19 protein-coding genes and 1 pseudogene are annotated in these 19,552 nt (G+C 30.2%); 7 read left to right on the forward strand and 13 right to left on the reverse strand.

Annotation, left to right across the window (positions count from 1 at the left end):
- Positions 1–195 precede the first annotated feature (195 nt).
- Positions 196–387 carry a hypothetical protein gene (locus tag EW093_RS04980; RefSeq protein ID WP_149567336.1) on the reverse strand — a complete coding sequence of 64 codons (192 nt, stop codon included), beginning with the start codon at positions 385–387 and terminating at the stop codon, positions 196–198.
- 181 nt (positions 388–568) lie between these two features.
- On the opposite strand from EW093_RS04980, the gene EW093_RS04985 reads away from it, so the two are divergent.
- From EW093_RS04985 to EW093_RS17620, 6 genes and pseudogenes are all read left to right on the forward strand, one after another.
- Positions 569–1,345 (forward strand): transposase, encoded by a 777-nt coding sequence (locus EW093_RS04985; RefSeq protein ID WP_149567337.1) that lies wholly within the window; start codon positions 569–571, stop codon positions 1,343–1,345.
- 132 nt (positions 1,346–1,477) lie between these two features.
- Positions 1,478–2,422 carry an Abi family protein gene (locus EW093_RS04990; protein WP_149567338.1) on the forward strand — a complete coding sequence of 315 codons (945 nt, stop codon included), beginning with the start codon at positions 1,478–1,480 and terminating at the stop codon, positions 2,420–2,422.
- Positions 2,419–3,105 carry a hypothetical protein gene (locus EW093_RS04995; protein WP_149567339.1) on the forward strand — a complete coding sequence of 229 codons (687 nt, stop codon included), beginning with the start codon at positions 2,419–2,421 and terminating at the stop codon, positions 3,103–3,105. The genes EW093_RS04990 and EW093_RS04995 overlap by 4 nt, the downstream gene beginning before the upstream one ends.
- 44 nt (positions 3,106–3,149) lie before the next feature.
- Positions 3,150–4,946 carry a BREX-1 system phosphatase PglZ type A gene (gene pglZ / locus EW093_RS05000; RefSeq protein WP_149567340.1) on the forward strand — a complete coding sequence of 599 codons (1,797 nt, stop codon included), beginning with the start codon at positions 3,150–3,152 and terminating at the stop codon, positions 4,944–4,946.
- 8 nt (positions 4,947–4,954) lie between these two features.
- Positions 4,955–6,334, forward strand: a pseudogene (gene brxL, locus EW093_RS17460) (BREX system Lon protease-like protein BrxL); the annotation flags it as partial.
- Between the two features lie 102 nt (positions 6,335–6,436).
- Complete coding sequence (locus EW093_RS17620) at positions 6,437–6,982, forward strand: MIT C-terminal domain-containing protein (protein ID WP_246745092.1); 546 nt, start codon at positions 6,437–6,439, stop codon at positions 6,980–6,982.
- Between the two features lie 226 nt (positions 6,983–7,208).
- Here EW093_RS17620 and brnA read toward each other — a convergent pair whose 3' ends face one another.
- The 5 genes from brnA to EW093_RS05030 all read right to left on the reverse strand — a co-directional run bounded on the left by brnA (position 7,209) and on the right by EW093_RS05030 (position 9,335).
- Positions 7,209–7,451, reverse strand: a complete 243-nt coding sequence (gene brnA, locus EW093_RS05010; RefSeq protein ID WP_149567341.1) for a type II toxin-antitoxin system BrnA family antitoxin — start codon at positions 7,449–7,451, stop codon at positions 7,209–7,211.
- Entirely contained in the window at positions 7,429–7,701 is a 273-nt protein-coding gene (locus tag EW093_RS05015; RefSeq protein ID WP_149567342.1) for a BrnT family toxin, read from the reverse strand. Before EW093_RS05015 ends, brnA begins: the two co-directional genes overlap by 23 nt.
- A 217-nt stretch (positions 7,702–7,918) precedes the next feature.
- Positions 7,919–8,218 carry a cupin domain-containing protein gene (locus tag EW093_RS05020; protein WP_187759834.1) on the reverse strand — a complete coding sequence of 100 codons (300 nt, stop codon included), beginning with the start codon at positions 8,216–8,218 and terminating at the stop codon, positions 7,919–7,921.
- Between the two features lie 462 nt (positions 8,219–8,680).
- Positions 8,681–8,962, reverse strand: coding sequence for a helix-turn-helix domain-containing protein (locus tag EW093_RS05025; protein ID WP_149567344.1), 282 nt, complete (start codon positions 8,960–8,962; stop codon positions 8,681–8,683).
- Positions 8,949–9,335, reverse strand: a complete 387-nt coding sequence (locus EW093_RS05030; protein ID WP_149567345.1) for a type II toxin-antitoxin system RelE/ParE family toxin — start codon at positions 9,333–9,335, stop codon at positions 8,949–8,951. Before EW093_RS05030 ends, EW093_RS05025 begins: the two co-directional genes overlap by 14 nt.
- A gap of 471 nt (positions 9,336–9,806) precedes the next feature.
- Here EW093_RS05030 and EW093_RS05035 point away from each other — a divergent pair, with 471 nt between their 5' ends.
- Complete coding sequence (locus EW093_RS05035) at positions 9,807–10,913, forward strand: IS110 family RNA-guided transposase (protein WP_149567346.1); 1,107 nt, start codon at positions 9,807–9,809, stop codon at positions 10,911–10,913.
- A gap of 207 nt (positions 10,914–11,120) precedes the next feature.
- On the opposite strand, the gene EW093_RS05040 is transcribed toward EW093_RS05035, so the two are convergent.
- The 7 genes from EW093_RS05040 to EW093_RS05070 form a co-directional block, all read right to left on the reverse strand.
- A complete protein-coding gene (locus tag EW093_RS05040) occupies positions 11,121–12,911 on the reverse strand; it encodes a hypothetical protein (RefSeq protein ID WP_149567347.1) in 1,791 nt (596 codons plus the stop codon).
- Between the two features lie 405 nt (positions 12,912–13,316).
- Positions 13,317–14,660: an MATE family efflux transporter gene (locus tag EW093_RS05045; protein ID WP_187759835.1), complete on the reverse strand. Its 1,344-nt coding sequence runs from the start codon at positions 14,658–14,660 to the stop codon at positions 13,317–13,319.
- Positions 14,661–14,713: 53 nt separating this feature from the next.
- Positions 14,714–14,905: a hypothetical protein gene (locus EW093_RS05050; RefSeq protein ID WP_149567349.1), complete on the reverse strand. Its 192-nt coding sequence runs from the start codon at positions 14,903–14,905 to the stop codon at positions 14,714–14,716.
- Between the two features lie 130 nt (positions 14,906–15,035).
- Positions 15,036–15,767 carry an amino acid ABC transporter ATP-binding protein gene (locus EW093_RS05055; protein ID WP_149567350.1) on the reverse strand — a complete coding sequence of 244 codons (732 nt, stop codon included), beginning with the start codon at positions 15,765–15,767 and terminating at the stop codon, positions 15,036–15,038.
- Positions 15,761–16,447 (reverse strand): amino acid ABC transporter permease, encoded by a 687-nt coding sequence (locus EW093_RS05060; protein WP_149567351.1) that lies wholly within the window; start codon positions 16,445–16,447, stop codon positions 15,761–15,763. Before EW093_RS05060 ends, EW093_RS05055 begins: the two co-directional genes overlap by 7 nt.
- A 13-nt stretch (positions 16,448–16,460) precedes the next feature.
- Positions 16,461–17,225 carry an ABC transporter substrate-binding protein gene (locus tag EW093_RS05065; protein WP_149567352.1) on the reverse strand — a complete coding sequence of 255 codons (765 nt, stop codon included), beginning with the start codon at positions 17,223–17,225 and terminating at the stop codon, positions 16,461–16,463.
- Between the two features lie 95 nt (positions 17,226–17,320).
- The gene (locus EW093_RS05070; protein ID WP_187759836.1) at positions 17,321–19,462 is read right to left on the reverse strand and encodes a methyl-accepting chemotaxis protein; all 2,142 of its coding nucleotides are present in this window, start codon (positions 19,460–19,462) and stop codon (positions 17,321–17,323) included.
- Positions 19,463–19,552 lie beyond the last annotated feature (90 nt).

The following is a 19,552-nucleotide window of genomic DNA, read 5'->3' on the forward strand; positions in this document are numbered from 1 at the left end:
AAAGCTTGTCTAACATAGCCTTACCACTATTCCTAAAACAAGAGAACAATTCTCAATTATAAATCAATTAAATTGATTCATATATATATACTTATACAACTAATTTACTACCATATGAATTAACAACCCATCCAATAATTTATTGAACTGGAGTATTATATAGAGTCTTTTTCCGACATTATATATCCTGGAATTCTAATTAATTCCATTTCTGAAGTTATCATCTATTTGTATCATCTTATCATTTACACGATCTTCTACAAGATCATCAAAATTTTTGACATCTTCTCCATATTCATTGATAATTTCTTCTATAGCTTCGTTTCTAATACTATCTTCAAAATCTTGTTCCATTTTTATTACTGCTTCATTACTACCAATTCCCATAATCTCTCCTAATAAAATATAATGTTATTATTAAGATAATATTTTTATCTCAGAAATCAAGTATAAGACATTAAATAAGTATAATTAGAGATATAATCAAAAGTTGTGGATAGGTTAAAATAAAAGAGCAAATCCTTTAATATATATTTTGTGAAAAACAGAATAAAAAAGGAGATGCTCTATGAGTAATAATACTACAGACATAAAATTTAAAAAAGATCCAGGAACATGGTCTTTGATGGAAAAAATACTACGGGATGGTGCAAGAAAAATGCTTCAACAAGCTCTTGAAAATGAAGTGGCTGAATTTTTAGAAAAACATAGTAACTCAAGAGATGAAAATGGTCTGAAGTCCGTAGTAAGAAATGGCTATAATCCAGTGAGAGATATAGTAACTGGGATTGGTAAATTTGAAGTCAAAACACCTAGAATTGACGATCGAAAACTACCTGAAACCGAAGACCGGTTTACAAGTGCTATATTGCCCAAATATCTAAGAAAAATACCCAGGGGAAGTAGTAATTTTTGTGAATTAGAAAGTTTCCATTTATTTAAAGCGGAATTAGAAATTATAAAAGATAGAGAACACAGGTTTACTCCATTTAAAAATACTTGGTATTACTCTTGTAGAAATAAGGATGGTTTTCCTTGTGCTGTACTAGATGATTTTAACTTAAATAATAAATTTGATTTAGCATTAGATATTAGACATTATGTTAACCGTAGTGAACCTTGGGAGTTAAGATTACTCTCTAGAAGTAATGATATAAAAGATCTTCCAGAAATACTAAAAAAACAATTGAAAGAATATCATAGATTTAATTTTGTAACAGAAACACCAGAGTATGCAGGTAGTTCAGGTTATATAAAAACATTAGAAAGAGATATAATGCATCCAGAAATAATTGCTACTATAAAATCTCTTTGTAACACTCTGGTTGAGGTACAAAATGTTTAATAAAATAACTCTTTCAAATTTAATAATGTTGAACAATTCTTTAAGTTATAGTATATTTAAGTTACCAACGCTTGCTACTTCATTTTTTTTTAAGGTGAAGTCAGTGAGCTTTTTTTATAAGGTTTTAAAACTATGAATAAAATATATGATAAACCTTACAAATCTGCAAAGCAATTAGTTGACTTCTTATTGGATTATAAACTAAATATTAGCAATCATGAGAGTGCAGAAAGTTTTCTATCAAAAATAAATTACCATAGGTTTAAGATATATTTAAAACCATTATGGGATAAAAATAATAACTGTTATAACTCTGATTATACTTTTGAAGATGCAATAGAGCTATATAGATTCGATGATGAGTTGAGGGATTTATTATTTACTATTATTGGAAGAATAGAGATAAAATTAAGAACGCGTTTAGATCATACAATATCTAATTATACCAATGATCCTTTCTGGTATTTAAATGATAAATGGTTTAATAAGAATTCGGCCTATCGTTTTAGATCAAAATTAAATTCTAACTTCTTACAATCCCAAGATAGTGACAGTTTACATTTTAAGAATAACTACATAAATGATAAGAATGCCAATTATAAAAATCTACCTCCATTTTGGGCTATTATAGAACTATCAACTTTTGGAACTATGATGGATATATTTAAAGCTCTGAATAAGGATGAATTTAAATTTAGTGGAAAAGAGAATGCCTTAGATACCCTATCTAAAGAGTTTGGAGCAAATAATTTAAAAGTGCTAAATTCTTGGATCGTTTCAATACGAGATATTAGAAATAAATGTGCTCATCACGCAAGATTATGGAATAGTAATTTAAGAGAACCGAGCAGTATAAAAAAACTTTTATCAAAACCTCCTGCCCATCCAAATAGAATTTATCTATTTTTTATTGTTGTAGAAATTTTATGTAATAATTTAGATATTGATATCAATATAAAAGAAGAACTTACAAAACTATTTGGCAAATATCCAGCTGTTAATTATTTCAAAGATTCTATGGGAGTACCAGATAATTGGTCGGATGATATATTTTGGGAAAGAGGTGCTGTAAAATGAATAAATTCCAAGAACCATTAGAGAAATTATTTGATAAACATCGAATAATATTCTGGTGTGATGAAGAAGTTGAATTGTTAGAAGAGTTTAACTCTGTTGATATATTAGGTGTTGAGAAGATAGTTGTTTCAAATAATGAGTTTAGTGTTAAATATAAGATAAGTAGGGAATTTTCTGATAAGAAGTTTTTACTCTACTTTGAGGGTAAAGAACCGGACTATTTAGATGACTGGTTACTTGATATTAAACTTGCTAATTATACATTCCATACAACACCTGAAGCAATTGTACTACAGGAGCTGGGACTTGATTATCGGTTTAGAGATTTTATTAAGGCCCATAAAGAGTTCTTTAAGAGTAAAAGTAGAACAGAGAAGTTTAAAAAGTTATTGATAACCGATGTCGTTACTGAAGATGAACTTAGAATGACTATATTAAAAGCTGTTATTACAAGTGAGGCTATTAGTATTGAGGATCTTATTCTAAAACTATTATCTATAACTACAGATAAACAAGAGAAGATATTTAAGGATCTAAATAAGTTTAATATTTCAAATTATTTCTGGTTAGTTATTAAAAAGAGTATAATTATCAATCAGATTCTCCATCACTATATGAACTCGCTATTGAGTTATTTAAAGCTGTTACAAGTTTTATTAATGGAGACTCTCTTATTTCCGTAGGAAGTAACTCTGCATCAAATGCCCTATGATCTAGGATAAAACATATGATTTCCAATTGGAAACATGACACAAAGACATTTGTAGAATACTCTAGAAGGGTTCAAGAAGATCTTCATATTAAAAAGACACTAAACAGTGGTGTTGATATAAATGAACTTGCATCCGAAGATCAATATGATGAGATTGAAAAATATATAATTACTCAACTAATTGAAAAAATAAACAGTAATCTAATCTCTTTAAATGACGTAGAGGTTATAATAAAACAGAGAGAGCAGTCTTTCTTCTATGAAGCATCTTTACCATTTTATGAAACCATACTTAATGGAGCTAAACTACAATGGGAGATAGAGTCCCTTAAAGATAAAATTAGTATTGATGATCTTGAATCTTGGGGAGATGAGTATAGTAAGCGACTATATAAAGTAGATCTTCATTATAGAAACTTTATACACTCGTATAAACAGACTCAACAAAATCCAGTACTACAGAATCTATTTGATAAGTACCATAATTTGTATAGTAATGATTGGTTATTACCACTAAACGATAACTGGCAAAAAACAGTAGACAGAACAGATACATGGAACACTACCCCCGGGAAGAGACAAAGAGACTTCTATTATTACAATGTAAAACCATTGATTGATAAAGGACAAAAGGCAGTAGTTATTATTTCTGATGCTTTAAGATATGAGATTGGAGTTGATCTAAACGATAACTTAAATGCGGAGATGGTATACGAAAGCAAGATAGATCATCTATACAGTGAGCTACCTTCCTATACCCAATTAGGTATGGCATCACTACTACCTAATAGTGAATTAGAGATTAAAAATGACTGTAATGTATTAATAGACGGAATGAACTCAGATGGGACACCAAATAGATCAAAGATATTAACTAAGAATAGTGGAGTTCAATCACTAGCTATATCCTATAAAGAGTTTATGAAACTAAATTCTGGAAAAGAAGGACGTGAATTACTAAAAGAGAATAAGTTAGTCTATATCTATCACAATAAGATTGATAAAACAGGTGATGATAAAGCAACAGAAGAAGATGTTTTTGATGCTGTTAACCATAGTATTACAGAGTTAAAAGAGCTATTAAAAAGATTGTATAACATGAATTCATATAACTACTTTATAACTTCAGATCATGGATTCATCTATCAGGCTAAAGAGTTGGAAGAAAGTGATTTTATAGAGAGTAGTACTACTGGGGATATTTGGAAACAAAACAGAAGATTTTTCATAGGTAAAAACTTGGAAAATCACTCATCATATAAAGAGTTTACTGCAAATGAACTTGGGCAAAATGGAGACTACACCTGTATGTTCCCAAAATCTATAAATAGAGTCCGTGTAAAAGGAGCAGGTAGTAAATTTGTTCATGGAGGAACTTCCCTTCAAGAAGTTATTATCCCAGTTTTAAGAATTAATAGAAAAAGAGAAGCTATAAGATCATTAGTAGATATTGATATTATTAAAGGTAAAGAGGAGATCAGTTCATCTATTAAACCAATAAGTTTTATACAGAGTAAACCTATTGGTGATAAACTACTTCCAAGAAGAATAAAAGCTGCATTCTACAACCATGATAAAACTGTTATTATTTCTGAAGAGTTTGAGTATACTTTCGATTCAACTGATAGTCTAGAAAGACAGAGAGAGAAAAAGTTTACTTATCACCTTTCTAATAGAGCAACTGATGAGTTTAATAACCAGAAAGTAGTACTTGTTTTACAAGAAGCTATAGATGGTACTTCAGGCTGGAAAGAGTATAGTACATATGATTTTAGAATGAGTATGTCATCAACAATGGATTTTGATTTTTAGAGGTATAAATGAAAGACTTAGATATAAAATTAAACAAACACTTTTTAGGTAAAGTAGTACGAAAAGATCTCACAAAATTAGTCAAGGGTAACGCAATTGTTCCAGCTTATGTTCTTGAATATCTACTTGGTCAATACTGTGCTACAGATGACAATGCTACAATTAATGAAGGTGTTGAGAGTGTTAAAAATATAATATCCAGTCATTTTGTTCATAGAGAAGAATCAGAACAGATAAAGTCAAAAATTAGAGAGAATGGTAAACACAGAATCATAGATAAAGTCTCAGTTTCATTAAACGATAAACGAGATATCTATGAAGCTACATTTATTAATCTAGGTTTAAAAAAGATAGAAATCTCAGCAGATTTAGTAACAAAACATCCTAAACTCTTATCTAACGGTATTTGGTGCATTATAAACATGGAATACTTTGCTATAGAAGATGGGGAAACCGCTCCTTGGCATATAGGATCTTTAAAACCTATACAAATATCAAATGTATCCGTTGATGAATATAAAGAAGCTAGAGCTCAATTTTCAACGGAAGAGTGGATAGATCTTCTACTACAGTCTATGGGATTACAACCAGAAGAGTTTACTAGAAGATCAAAACTGATTCAGTTAAGCCGGTTAGTTCCATATGCAGAGAATAACTATAACTTAATAGAGCTTGGCCCAAAAGGAACAGGTAAATCACATATTTATTCAGAGCTATCACCACATGGAATACTTATATCCGGTGGAGAAGTTACAAAAGCAAAACTATTTGTTGATAATAAAAGTGGAACAATAGGGCTTGTTGGTTACTGGGATGTTGTTGCATACGATGAGTTTGCAGGAACAGGTAAAAGTGTAGACCGGGGTCTTGTAGATATAATGAAAAACTACATGGCTAATAAATCATTTTCCAGGGGTACAGAAGTTTTTGGAGCTTCAGCATCAATGGTTTTTGTAGGAAATACTGATCACAGTGTAGCTTACATGTAAAAACACTCACATCTTTTTGATGCACTTCCCTCTCAATACGCCGACACAGCATTTTTAGACCGTATCCATTGTTATGTTCCAGGCTGGGAAGTACAAAAACTTAGAAATGAGATGTTTACAAACAACTATGGTTTTATTGTGGACTACCTCTCTGAAATTATGAAGCAATTACGAAGAGAAGATTATACTCAGGACTTTAAAAAGTACTTTGTTTTATCTGATAGTATTACCACAAGAGACAAAGATTCCATAACTAAAACATTCTCTGGTCTTATTAAAGTTATGTACCCAGATGGAGAATACTCAGAAATTGAAGCTAAAGAGATTATGGACTTTGCAATAGAGAATCGTAAACGTGTTAAGATACAGCTTATTAAAATGGATGAAACATTTGAACATGTAGACTTTAGTTATACATCCAAGGCTACTGGAGAGACTTACACAGTTAATACTTTAGAATCTATTGAATACGGCTTTAATGAGGATCTACAGGTTAAACATATGCATAGTGAAGATCCAGTATCTGATTCTGTTAATATAAGTTCTGAAACAACTCCTGTCAGACAGGTTATATTAAAAGAAGGTAATACTGAAATTAGGGATAACCAAGAAGGAATTAGTTATGAGAACCTATTTGGGGATTACTTTGTTGGTGCTAAAGAGATTCTAATAGTAGATCCTTTTATTAGGATGCCTCATCAATTTAGAAACCTTATGGAGTTAATCAAGGTAATACTAACAAAGAAAGAGATTGGTGAAGAGATAACAATTCATGTTGTAACTGGAGTAGATGAGGATTACAGATATGAGTCGGATTCTCATTTTACCGAAATTGGAGAATCTATATCTCCGTTAGGTGTATATTTCTCCTATGAGATAAATAATGGAATACATGATAGATCAATTGAAATTGATGATAAGTGGAAGATCCTATTAGGTCGTGGTTTAGATATGTTTCAGAAACCTCTTGGTAGATATGATATTGCTGAAATTTATCCTGAGATTCGGAAATGTAGAGAGTGTAATATTACATATATAAAAAAATAGACCTAATTTTAAATTAGTAAAAATAGCTTTGCCACAGAATCATCGATAGTGATATTATTAGTTTAATAGGAGTTAATATTTGAAATCAGACGAGACCCGTAGGGTATTTCTGTTGTATCTGTCAAAGATTTTTACAGACTTAAAAAAGGAAAAAAATTAAGTCAGGGGTAGTCTATCTATTGACAGATGGAGTCCTTATATGTGTTATATGGTTATTCATTTATTTTTAAGCTCTATGTAGTACTTTTTCTTTATCAAGTCTTTCAGATATCCATATTTTAATTATTGATTGTCGAGGAACACCTAGTCTTTTTGCTTCTTGATCTAATGAGTTTATCATCCAAGAAGGAAAATCTACATTAACTCTTTTTATATCATAATTTGGTTTTTCAACTTTTGATAAATCAAATTGATCTAAGATATCTTCTTCCCCTGCATCAAATTTTTTATCCAATTCTGAAGCTTTCATATAAATCCTCCTCGTTTTTTCTAGACCTTCTAACAGATATTATTCTTACATTTAATTCTCTATAAGTAATAATAGCAGTCCAACATTTTCTATTTAATTTTGCTATGATTAAAAATCTTTCTTCTTCCAGGTTTTTTGATGGAAGTTTAATTAAATTTTCATCTTTCCATAATTCTTGTGCTTCTAAGAAATCAATTCCATGTTTAATAAAGTTAGAATTACTTTTAATATTATCATATTCAAAATTCATATGTTTTAATTATGGTATAATTTTTATACCTTGTCATCTAGCGTTTAGTAATAATTTATACTTTTTTTATTTTTTTTAGCATATTAACGAAGTTGATTGCCATTATGCGACAACATCACAATCATTTAGTAGATCTATTTAAAATGGTAGGTCATCAGCTTCTTTTTAATACTACCCCATATTTCTTTTATATTATCTTCACCTTCATAATATTCTGCTATGTCGCCTTTATAGTGAATATCTTGTTTTGGTAATATATTAATTTTCTAGAGTCCGGATATTCACATACATCAACTTTATTTATTGTTCTTAAATCCATATAAATTAATGGTTCTGAATTAGGATTATAGATTTGATGTGCTCCAGATTTACTTTTTTCAAATAGCACAATTTCACCTATATTTACTTTTTCAATACCTGTTGGTGTTCTTAGTTCTCCTTTACCATATATTATAACAAATAATTCTTCCGAATTATGGTGATAATGATATGGATAAGAATATTTTCCTTTTTCCAATGATCTAATATTACAATTCATGTCTTGAAGATTTAGTTCTTTTCCTAAATTTCCAGAAGACTTCCAACTATATTCTGGTATAGGAGAATTGTTTGATTCTAATTTTTATTTTTTAGGGTTTATAATTATTGGCATAAATACTTCTGATGTTTTTTTAATATTTAGATATTAATTATTGTCTTAAATATATATGAGAAACTATAAAATTTAAACAATTTTTCTTTTATGATCATAATAAACAATGAATAAGTGTTTTAACTACTAAATGGCTAAAAGTACTATTCTGTATCTAAAATCCATATAACGCCTCATTGAAATGCGAAATTATCCCGAAGGGTTGGCGGAGTCTGTGCCTTTTTCTTGCACAGACTCTGACAAAGATTTTGTCATTTCCAATGAATTGTTAAATGCCGATATAAAACAATTAGCCATAAATGACACTTTTAGATGATATTGTTAAACTTATGATGCTGTTAATGTTGTATTAAAATCTAGATTTAGTCCTAATGCATTACATACTTTTAAAAAAGTCATCATATTACAACTATTACCATTTTCAAGTTTAGATAATTGTTGTTGTGTAACATGAGCCTTTTTAGATACTTCAAGCTGACTTAAACCAGAAAGCTCTCTAGCTTCATGTATTTTTAATGCCAGTTCAATGAATTTTTTTTCTTCATCAAAAGATTCTTTAAAATCACTATTTTCTAAAGATGTATTTAGATGGTTTCTAAATGTTTTCATTGTATTCCTTCCTTAATTTTTCTTCATTATATTTACTGAGGAAATCGTCTCTATACATTTTTGCTTTAGCAATTTCCTTTTTAGGTACTTTATTGGTTTTCTTGTTGAAACAATTTGTCAAAATGATAAAATCTTTAAAGCAAAAGAAATAAAGTATTCGAACCTGTTTACCTGTAAGCTTTATTCTCAATTCATGAATCCCATCATCTAATATATCAGCATAGGGTCGTGGTAAAAGAGGACCTTTCTCTTCTAATATTGAAAGCCAACTTAATAATTTTGCTTTATTACTATTTTTTTGAGATTCAACAAAATCAAAAACTTCCGATTCTTGATTTTGTTCATAATAAATAATATTCCATTTGTTTATCATACAATATATTCTACATCATTATTGATGTAGAAGCAATTCTAATTACATTTTTATCCATAAGTATCTGCTCTATCAACATAGTTGTTTTACTATTATCTTGGTTTATACAATTTCTGATTAACATAAGAACTAATTTGTTTATTTTCCGAAGGATAATATGTTATTTATTTCTTTTGGCACAAACCTCATAATCATTAAAATTAATACTCATCAAAAAGTGCATTTAACGATGCTATGATAGAAAGTGTAAAAGGTTGCGACTGGTGCTATAATTAAGTCAGTACTTCTTAAAAGAAGAACGGCCGATGGCTGTAAGCGGACTGGGACATATTATGAACCCGTTTTAACGATTAGCAGTCATCAGTCGCATTAACATGTTGAGGATGAGATTATATTTCTCATACCCCGTATAGACGTATGATTATTATACTCCTCTTCTTTTAGGAAAGAAAGATTTTTAGGAGAGATGAAATGGAATTCATGGGAATTGACCTTCATACTGACTGCTTTAATCACTGTACATTTAATGAGGGAACAAAAAAGAAAGTAGGAACTTATTCAATTGATAAGGAATCTTTGGAAAAATTTTACAAGATTTTAACACCAGAAACTTATGTAATTGTTGAATCAACAACAAATGCATTCAAGTTTACAGAACTAATCCAAAATAAGGTTAAAGATGTTTTTATTTCTAATACTTATTCAATGAAACTCATCAGCTTTACGAACAAAAAGACTGATAAAGTAGATGCAGAGAAACTAGCAAGAGTTCTCAAAATGCAGATTATGAGTGGTGAAGAACAAATTAAAAGAGTTACTTTGCCTCCTCCAATTATCCAGGATTTAAGAGCTTTATTTTCAACTTATAAACTTCTTGGTAAACAAAGAACTCAACTAAAAAACAGAATTCACTCTTTATTAAAACAAAATCTTTTTCCTTTTAATAAAGTAATGATTTTTAATAATAAAATGAGAGATAAAATATTAAATATTTCAGATTCAAGAGAATTAAAATTTCAACTAATGATTTTGTTTAAAGAACTGGATAATTTAGATGAAACTATTATTTTACTTAAAAAGGAAATTGAAATAGCTGGATCACCATATATGAAAGAGATAGATATACTCACATCTATGCAGGGAATAAGTGTATTTACCGCCATTGCTATTATATCAGATATAATTGATGTGAAAAGGTTTTCAAATTCTAAAAACTTTGCATCTTATTTAAGATCAGCCCCAAAAGTTGAAAGTTCAAATGAAAAGACACTGATTAAGAGTACAAATAAGCAGGGCAGAAAGTTAACAATAGCTCTTCTTTATCAATCATTAAACCATTTTATCAACTCAAACAGGGCAATAGAGCATTGGTATGATAAACTAAGTGAATATAAAAAAGTTGGTAAAGTGAGAATGGGAACTTGTAGAAGATTTATTACAGTCATTTATCAGCTTCTAAAAAAAGAAGAATATTATAGATTCATGGATACTAAAAACCATGATAGGAAAATGCACGATTATGAGGTTTTATTAAGAAAAAACCGGATAAATATTAGCAAATTGAAGGAGGTTTCTTGACTTTCATCATAGACGTCCTGTTGAGGTGACTGCTCGTTCCTGTAGCGAAGCGGAAGGATTGGCGTGCTTCTTGCTCAATAAATACCCATTTAAACTAAAATTTAGCAAAAAAAATACTAAATTTTAGTTTAAACTTTTAGTAAGGATTCATGCGAGAAGCATGACAAAGACAGTTCACTTCCAACAGTTTGTTATGTGTTGTTTGATTTATTTTTTCTTAGTCCAAGCTTTTGTTTCTGACTGTGCATCTATATCTGTCCTATAAATCTTCTCTATATTAGGTGTTGTATTTTTTTCCAATTCTTCAATAAAAAAATCATATTTACATCGCCTAAAGTTTAATGCGGAACCTATAGACCAATCAGGATTTTCTTTTAATGTAGTAATGATAGATTGTAATGTGTCAGTATAATAAATATATAAATGATGATAAAACTGAGAAATATTAATATCTAATGAACCTTGATGATTAATTTTATTTCTAACTCTATAAATTCTTCTTAATTGCCAACTTATATTATTGAAATGTATTGTTAAGTGTTTTTTCATGTTCTTAGATGATTTATACATTCCTTCTTTGAGACTAAATAATCTATTTAATATTAGAGGATTATCTGATACACAGGCTTTTATTTTGTTCAGTATTTTACTATCTGTATCAACGAGAAATATTTTATTTAAATCATATGGGTGAAATCTATAATTATTTGATTTTTCCAGAAAATTGCTAATTTCTGTATCGCTTTGTATTTTTCTGATGTATGGTTTTAAGTCTTTTGATACTGCAATTAAAGTACTGTATAGATAATTTAATGTAGTAATTGCTGCAACATTTTTTGTAACATTTCCTATTATAGTACCAGCCTGATCCTGGAAAAGTGATTCTAATGCTATCCATAGATTAGTTAACTTAGCCTCATCATTACTCGACATTAAAGATAGCCTAAAATATTGTATAGATGCTTCTATATATCTCCTTTCTTCTAATTTAAATAATTCTAGAGATCTAATTAAGTTAATATAATTAGAATCAGGATTTTTTGATTTTCTCATGTATAGAGGGATATCATCATTGTGTTTTACTATTTCAAAGTCATCATTTTTGATTAAATCTATCGGATGCATTTTCTGATTTTTTATATCTGGTTCATATATAACTCTAAGAGCTAATAAGTTTCTTAAAAGTTGCCTACCTTGAATCGCAGCTGTAATTTTATCAAGGCTTTTAACAGTAACTTTAATAACAGAGCAACCCAAGTCTTGATTTAAAAATAATTCTGTAAGTCTATTTTTTGGTAGATCATTTCGATTTACGCTAATCAACCTATGGCTACTCAAAGTTTCTAATTGAAAACTGGTTCTAAGCAAGTAATAACATTCAAATTCGATTAATTCTTTAGAAAATAATTGTTTTAATTTAATAAATTTTTCTTCAAATTTTTGTGTTGTTTGCAGTATTTGAAATGAATTTTTAATGTATTCAAAAGAGTAACCTATGTTATGTAGTTCTACAGCTAATAATTGCATAGCAGTATTTAGTTCTTTCTTATTATTTTCTTCACTAAATAATATTTCTTCAAGATAGTCAAAATTTTTGTTTAGGTAATCATTAAGAATTATAATTCCATACTGGGCTAGTTCACTTATCTCAATAAAGTCAGGATTATCTGACTTTTTAATTGATTTATATTGTTTGCTAATCTTATTAGTATAAAAAAGTAAGCTACTAAAATATTTATTAATTATATTATCACTTTTTATGGTTATCTCTAATTCTTCGATAAGGTCATTTAAATTTGTGTGGTGCACTTTTACTTTATTTGAGATAATTGCTGATTCTCTTATTTCATTTAGTAAGTACTTTACATTTGTTGATCGAACTTGCCAAGATTCATAAGTTTTATCATTGAATAGTTCTTCCCACCTAATAGTAAAAAATTTATGTTTATCTTTTTCAATGTTCCATTCTTTCCATTTTTCATCAGTAATATTAATCATTGTCTTGCAAAACCTCTAAGTTAGGAATATAATTATTTATAGTTATCTGAAATTACAGGGGATTCAGATTTTTATAGTAAGTGGTTTAACCCGTATACTTTTCTCGATCCCCTTAACTATATCACTTTATGAAGTGTCCTTTCTACTGTTATTTACATGTGAGTTATACTAGTATTTGTTTTTTAGCTTTTTTATAGCAATTTCCTAACTGGGTTTAAGTAATATTTAAGTTTGATAAGTGTCACTAAATACACATAACATATTTAATTACTAGTTTTCTGTATAACGGAATTATATATAGTTAAAACTCAACTACAATATGACTAATAAAAAAGGAAGGGATATCCCCTCTTCTCACTAGTCTTCATGTGGAAACACTGGATAAGTAGGTGTTCATATGATTATTTAACTAATTAAAGTTCTAATCCATTTTTTACTCTTCAGTCTTTTAGTAGAGAGAAAAAGCTTAGCAAACTCCTCTGTTGCAGCAAATAAAGCGACCCAGTGTAGAGGAAGATGAAGGATAAAAGCTGCTATAAAACAGAGTGGGATACCTACAGCCCACTGACAGAACATATCTATAAACATAACATACTTTGTATCCCCTCCTGACCTTAGAATACCTACTACTACTACAATATTATAAGACATAAAAAATACTTTTAGCATTATAAATAGATATACGAACCTAGCCATGCTTAATGTGGATGGAGGAAGGGATGTAAAAAATCCTAGGAATATATCTCTAAATAGAAATACAGATGTAAAAACAAATACTCCTAATACTACCCCAAATATAATTGCGTAATTAGCTTCTCTCCATACTTTATCATACTCCCTTACTCCCAGGGAGTGGCCTAGAAGAATTCCTGTTCCAGTTGCTAGTCCAGAAAAAAATGATATCATTATAGATGATAAAGGTTCCAACATTGTCATTATTGCTAGTTCCTCACTACCTATCCTTCCGTAAATCATAAAATAAACATAGGTGCCTCCAGCCCAGGCAAAGCTATTAATAGCTAAGGGAATAGATACGTCTAAAACCTTTTTAAAATCTTCCATTGTTATAATATTTATAAATTTAGATATGGAGATTCTGAATTTATTATTATAAAATAGGGTAATAATTACAATTAAAAAAGTTTCAATAATACAACTATAGAGAGTCCCAAGAGCTGCACCCCTTAGACCTAATGGGTCAAAGCCCAGTTTACCAAAAATAAGAATGTAATTTATAACGATATTTGAAGTAACACCAATAAGACTAACTAAGGTACACTTTTTAACCTGTCCTGTACTTCTTAAGCCAACATTTAATGAGATAATTACAGATTGTAGTATTAAATTTGTAGAAATTATCCTTAAATATTCAGAACCATATTTAATGACACTCTCATCAGAAGATGAAAAACCTACAATCTGAAGGGAAAAGATATTTATTATTAAAACTAATATAGTTGATATTGAAATAGATATAATTATTGTAACTAAAACATTTTTAGCTACACCATCAGCATCTCTTTTCCCCCAGTATTGGGATATTAGAATACCAGCTCCATTTGTTATTCCAAATATTGTTATTAACATAACAAAAAATGGCTTTCCTGCAGCACCAACAGCAGCAACTTGAACAACCCCAAGGGTTCCGATCATCATTGTATCAACCAGGTTTCTAGAAGACCCTAATAGATTTTGAAGTGTAACAGGTACTGTTATTGCAAATATTCTTTTAATGAACTCTTTAATCATTTGATCAGAGTACATTATGGAGTGGACTCCATGTCAATTATTTTAAGAATTATTTATTCAGCAATAACCTTAACCCTTAGATCCTTTAGAACATCGGTTAATACATCATCAACATCAAGATGGTCAAATTTTTCAAAATATCCAACCCTTTTATACAAACAAATAATTTTAAGAAGCTTATTCTTTTCACCCTCAAAATTATCCTCAATAAATTCTTCTAACTCGTCACATTTAGTATCACTCATATAAAACTTAGTATACTAAAGAAAAATAGATTATTAAAGGGTAATATTATTATTTTATAGGATTTAACATTAGAGGTCTAATAAAATAATAGCTCTAAAGTAGTAGAATATAGAGCTATTATTTTAATATTTAATTTTGTTTTGTTACCTGTTTTAAAAATTGTGCAGTTCTTTCGTTATCTGGGTTATTAAAGACCTTATCTGCACTCCCTTCTTCTATAATAACACCTTCATCCATAACAATAACCTTATCAGCTACTTCCCGGGCAAACCAAATTTCATGGGTTACAATCACCATAGTCATACCCTCCTTAGCTAGATCGTTTATTACCGCAATAACCTCTCCCACTAGTTCTGGATCTAGAGCACTTGTAGGTTCATCAAAGAGAATAACATCAGGCTCCATAGCTAGAGACCTAGCAATAGCAACTCTTTGCTTCTGACCACCAGATAACATTTCAGGATATACATTAGCTTTATCCTCTAATCCAACTTTTTTAAGTAATAACTTTGCTAATTTTGTAGCTTTAACTTTAGACATTTTTGTAACTTGAGTTGGCCCCTCCATAACATTTTCAATAACTGTTTTATGGGGGAAAAGATTAAAATGCTGAAAAACCATACTAACCTTTCTTCTTAATGAATCTATATCATGGTTCTTCTTTTTAACTTCTTCCCCATTTATATAGACCTTACCAGAATTAGGCATTTCTAAGAAATTAATGCACCTTAAAAGTGTACTTTTACCTGAACCTGATGGCCCAATAATTACAACAATATCCTTCTCTTTAACCTTAAGGTCTACACCCTTTAGAACTTCAAGGGTACCAAAATTCTTTTTTAAGTTTTTTACTTCTACCATATCTTTCTAACCTTTCTCTTTCCAGATGCAAACTTTTTGTCTACTCTTTTAAGTATAAACTGTAGTAGGGATGTTAAAAGTAGATAGTATATAGCTACAATTATAAGCATTTCCATGTACATAAAACTTGAACTACCAAGTTGCCTACCCCTTAAAAGTAACTCAGGTACAGCAATAGTACTTGCTAAACTAGAATCTTTTAAAGCAATAATAAATTGATTCCCTAATGGAGGTATTGCTCTTTTAAAAGCTTGGGGTAATATTATCCTCTGCATAGATTTTCTATGGCTTAACCCTATGGATCGGGCAGCCTCAAGCTGGCTAACAGGTATAGACTCAATTGCACCCCTAAATATCTCGGCAATGTAGGCTCCATTATGAAACCCTAATGCTATTACAGCTGAAGGGAAAGGTGGGATAGTCACAACTGATGTTAAACCGTAATAAATAATAAACAACTGAAGTAATAATGGTGTTCCTCTAACCGTAAAAATATATGCAGAGGCAATACCTTTTAAACCCTTATTATGGGAGATCTTCATCATTGCAACAAAGAAACCAACAATTAAACCACAAATAATACCAGAAGATGTTATTTGCAGTGTAATTAGTGCTGCCTTTATAAAATGTGGGAATCTTTCTACAACAACTGTGAGATCCCACGGAAATAAATCTGTCAATACGTCCTCCTTATTAAGGTACTGTTATATCCGATCCCTCAAACCATTTATTGCTTATTTTTTTAAGAGTTCCATCCCCTCTCATATCCATTAATATTTTATTAATCTCATCTAAAAGATCATCACCTTTTTTAAGGGCAATTGCACACTCTTCTTTCCTTAATAGCTCTCCAGTTAGTTTTAAATCCTCTCCACCTTTAATCTGTTTCATAGCATTTAAACCAACAACCCTGTCTGTAATAACAGCATCTACTCGACCATTTAATAGCTCCATAAGAGTTTGATTATCGTCCTCATACATTCTTACATTTGCCCCTAAAGCATCTACATCCTTAACAAATGTAGTTCCTGTAACAACGGCAATAGTTGTAGTTTCATCAATATCTTCTAAAGATTTAATATTAGAATCTTTTTTGGTAATTATTTGAGCTCCAGAATAGTAATAAGGGGTTGTAAAATCTACAATTTTCTCCCTCTCCTCTGTTACAGCCATACTTCCAAGGATACCGTTATATCTACTAGCTCTTAGGCCTTCAATAATTCCATCCCAAGCAGTTGTAACATATTCCAACTCTAGGTCTAATCTTTTTGCAATCTCCTTTGCTACATCTACATCAAAGCCATCAACCTCATTAGATTCTGTTATAAAATTAAATGGGGGATATCCACCTGATCCAGCAAACATTATTACACCCTCTTCTTTATTTCCAGATGCAAATAAACTTATAGCTGACAAAATTGTGAAAAATAGAATAGTTGATACCTGTTTTAAATTCATATATACTCCTTACAATAGATTTGTATACTAATATTTAGTATACTAACTATTATATTAAAAAAAGACCCCTTGTTCAACAGGAGGTCATATATTAACTATTCTGTTTTAAATCTACCAACTTCATTGTTTACCCTATCTGTCGCATCACCTAACTCAGTTGTTAACTCCTGGGACCGTAACATAGCTATTTTAATTTCGTTAGAACCAGAAGTTGCCTCGATTACAGCATCAGTAACTTCCCTTGAAATCCTTGATACATCCTTTAAAGATGAGTCTACAAGCTCTGAGCTTGAGTTTATAACTGCAGAACTATCCCTTAACTGTATAGAACTATCCCTTAAAATGGACATTGATTGCAAAATCTCTTCTCCTCCAGAGAACAGTTCCTGGGTTGCACTATTTATCTCTTGCAAAGCTTGATTCACACCCTCAACTTCTGAACTTATTAATCGAAATGATTCGGTAGTTTCGTTTATATTAGTATCAGTTATACCAATAGCACTGATTATCTCATTTATAACTGATGATATTTTAAGGGAATTATCACTAGAGAGTTCTGCTAACTTTCTAATCTCGTCTGCAACTACAGCAAAACCTTTTCCTGCATCCCCTGCATGGGACGCTTCAATTGCAGCATTCATTGATAAAAGGTTAGTCTGACTAGCGATATTTGATATGATCCCAGTCATCTCTGAAATACTATCAATTTTGGTTACAATTCCCTCTTTAAAACTTTGACTAGTTTCATCCATTTTATTTTCTCCAAACTCTGCGGTTTGAACTAAACGTTTTGTAGATTCACCTTTTTTTAAAACTATATCAGCAACACTTTTTAATGAAGCAACCATCTGGGTAACAGCAGCTGTAGACTCCTCTATAGCACTGGCCTGTTCCTGTATCTTATCATCCATTCCATTAATATTAGTTGTAATATCATTAACCGCATTTGCAGAATTATTTAGCTTGGAATTAAGTGTTGTTATCTGTTTTGAAACACCATCTAAGTTATAGTTTATTTGGACCAATGAGGAAACAATTTCCTCTATATTGGCAACTAACTCCTGCTTTATATTTACATTAATATTTGAAGCCTCACCAATCTTTTTAACCATAGATATTAAAGTATCTAGAAAGAGGTTAAATTGATGGGATAAAATTCCTACTTCATCCTGGGATTGGGAAACTAATCTCTTTGTTAAGTCTCCATCCCCTTCTGAAATATCTTTCATTGTAACAGAGGCAGCAACTAGAGGTTTTGTAATAGTTTTAGAGAAGATATATGACAATATAACGATTATAAGGTAAGTAATTATTCCTAACAAAACTATTTGTATTGCATTTTTTGTTGCCATTTTAGTAATCTCTTTTTGAGGAATATTTATTGTTAACATCCACTGTTGGCCACTATTTACAAATTTTATAGGCATACCAGTAATATGCATCTTAGCATTCCTGTTATTAGTAGAAAAAAATTCACCCTTAGAAATATTATTACTATAATCACCTTTAAAATATTCAATATCACTAACGTTTTTTCCTAACCAATCATCATTTTGGGAAACGATTATGGTTCCGTTTTCAGAGAAAAGATTTATATATCCTGTATCATAAATTGTAATATCACCAATAATGCTATCTATGGTTCCAACTTCAAAGTCTGTACCTACTAAACCTAGATACTTCCCGGAACTATTAAATATCGGCTCCGATATAGTAACAATTGTCTTAAGCCCAGAGGCGTACTCAAATTCATAGGGGTCTGAAATAGTTGTTTTTTTTCTTGATTTTGGATAGTGGTACCAAGCATCAGTTTCAGCATCTCCAGATAGTTCAGAAGAGTAGATCCCTACCCCACCAGAACCATCATCACTAATCCAAGAAGTAAATGCTCCAGATTTTCCATACCGTTCAGTATTAGCATACTCTATATCATTACCATCATAGGCGTTATCTTCAAATACCAACCATGTATCTACAATTCCTGGGTTTGACTCATACCACCTTTTTAGCATATCGGTAATAACATCCCTTGGAATGTCTACTCCACTATTAACAATCGATTGAATACTCTCTTTAATAGCTTTGTTTTCCCATATAGCTCTCTCAAAGAGGCCCCTAATATAGGTTTCGTAATGGTTGGCATACTCTATAGTAATTGTAGATGCGTCACTGTAGGCTAAATCCATAGTTCTTTTATATGTAACTCCAACTATTGTAGAAAATGCTACAAATATCATTATTGATATTATCAATATAAACTTTGAACTAATTTTTAACCTTTTAAATAACATAACTTAACCTTCTTCTCTTCTTTCTTACTATTAACT

The organism is Thiospirochaeta perfilievii (assembly GCF_008329945.1).
Lineage (GTDB): Bacteria > Spirochaetota > Spirochaetia > DSM-2461 > DSM-2461 > Thiospirochaeta > Thiospirochaeta perfilievii.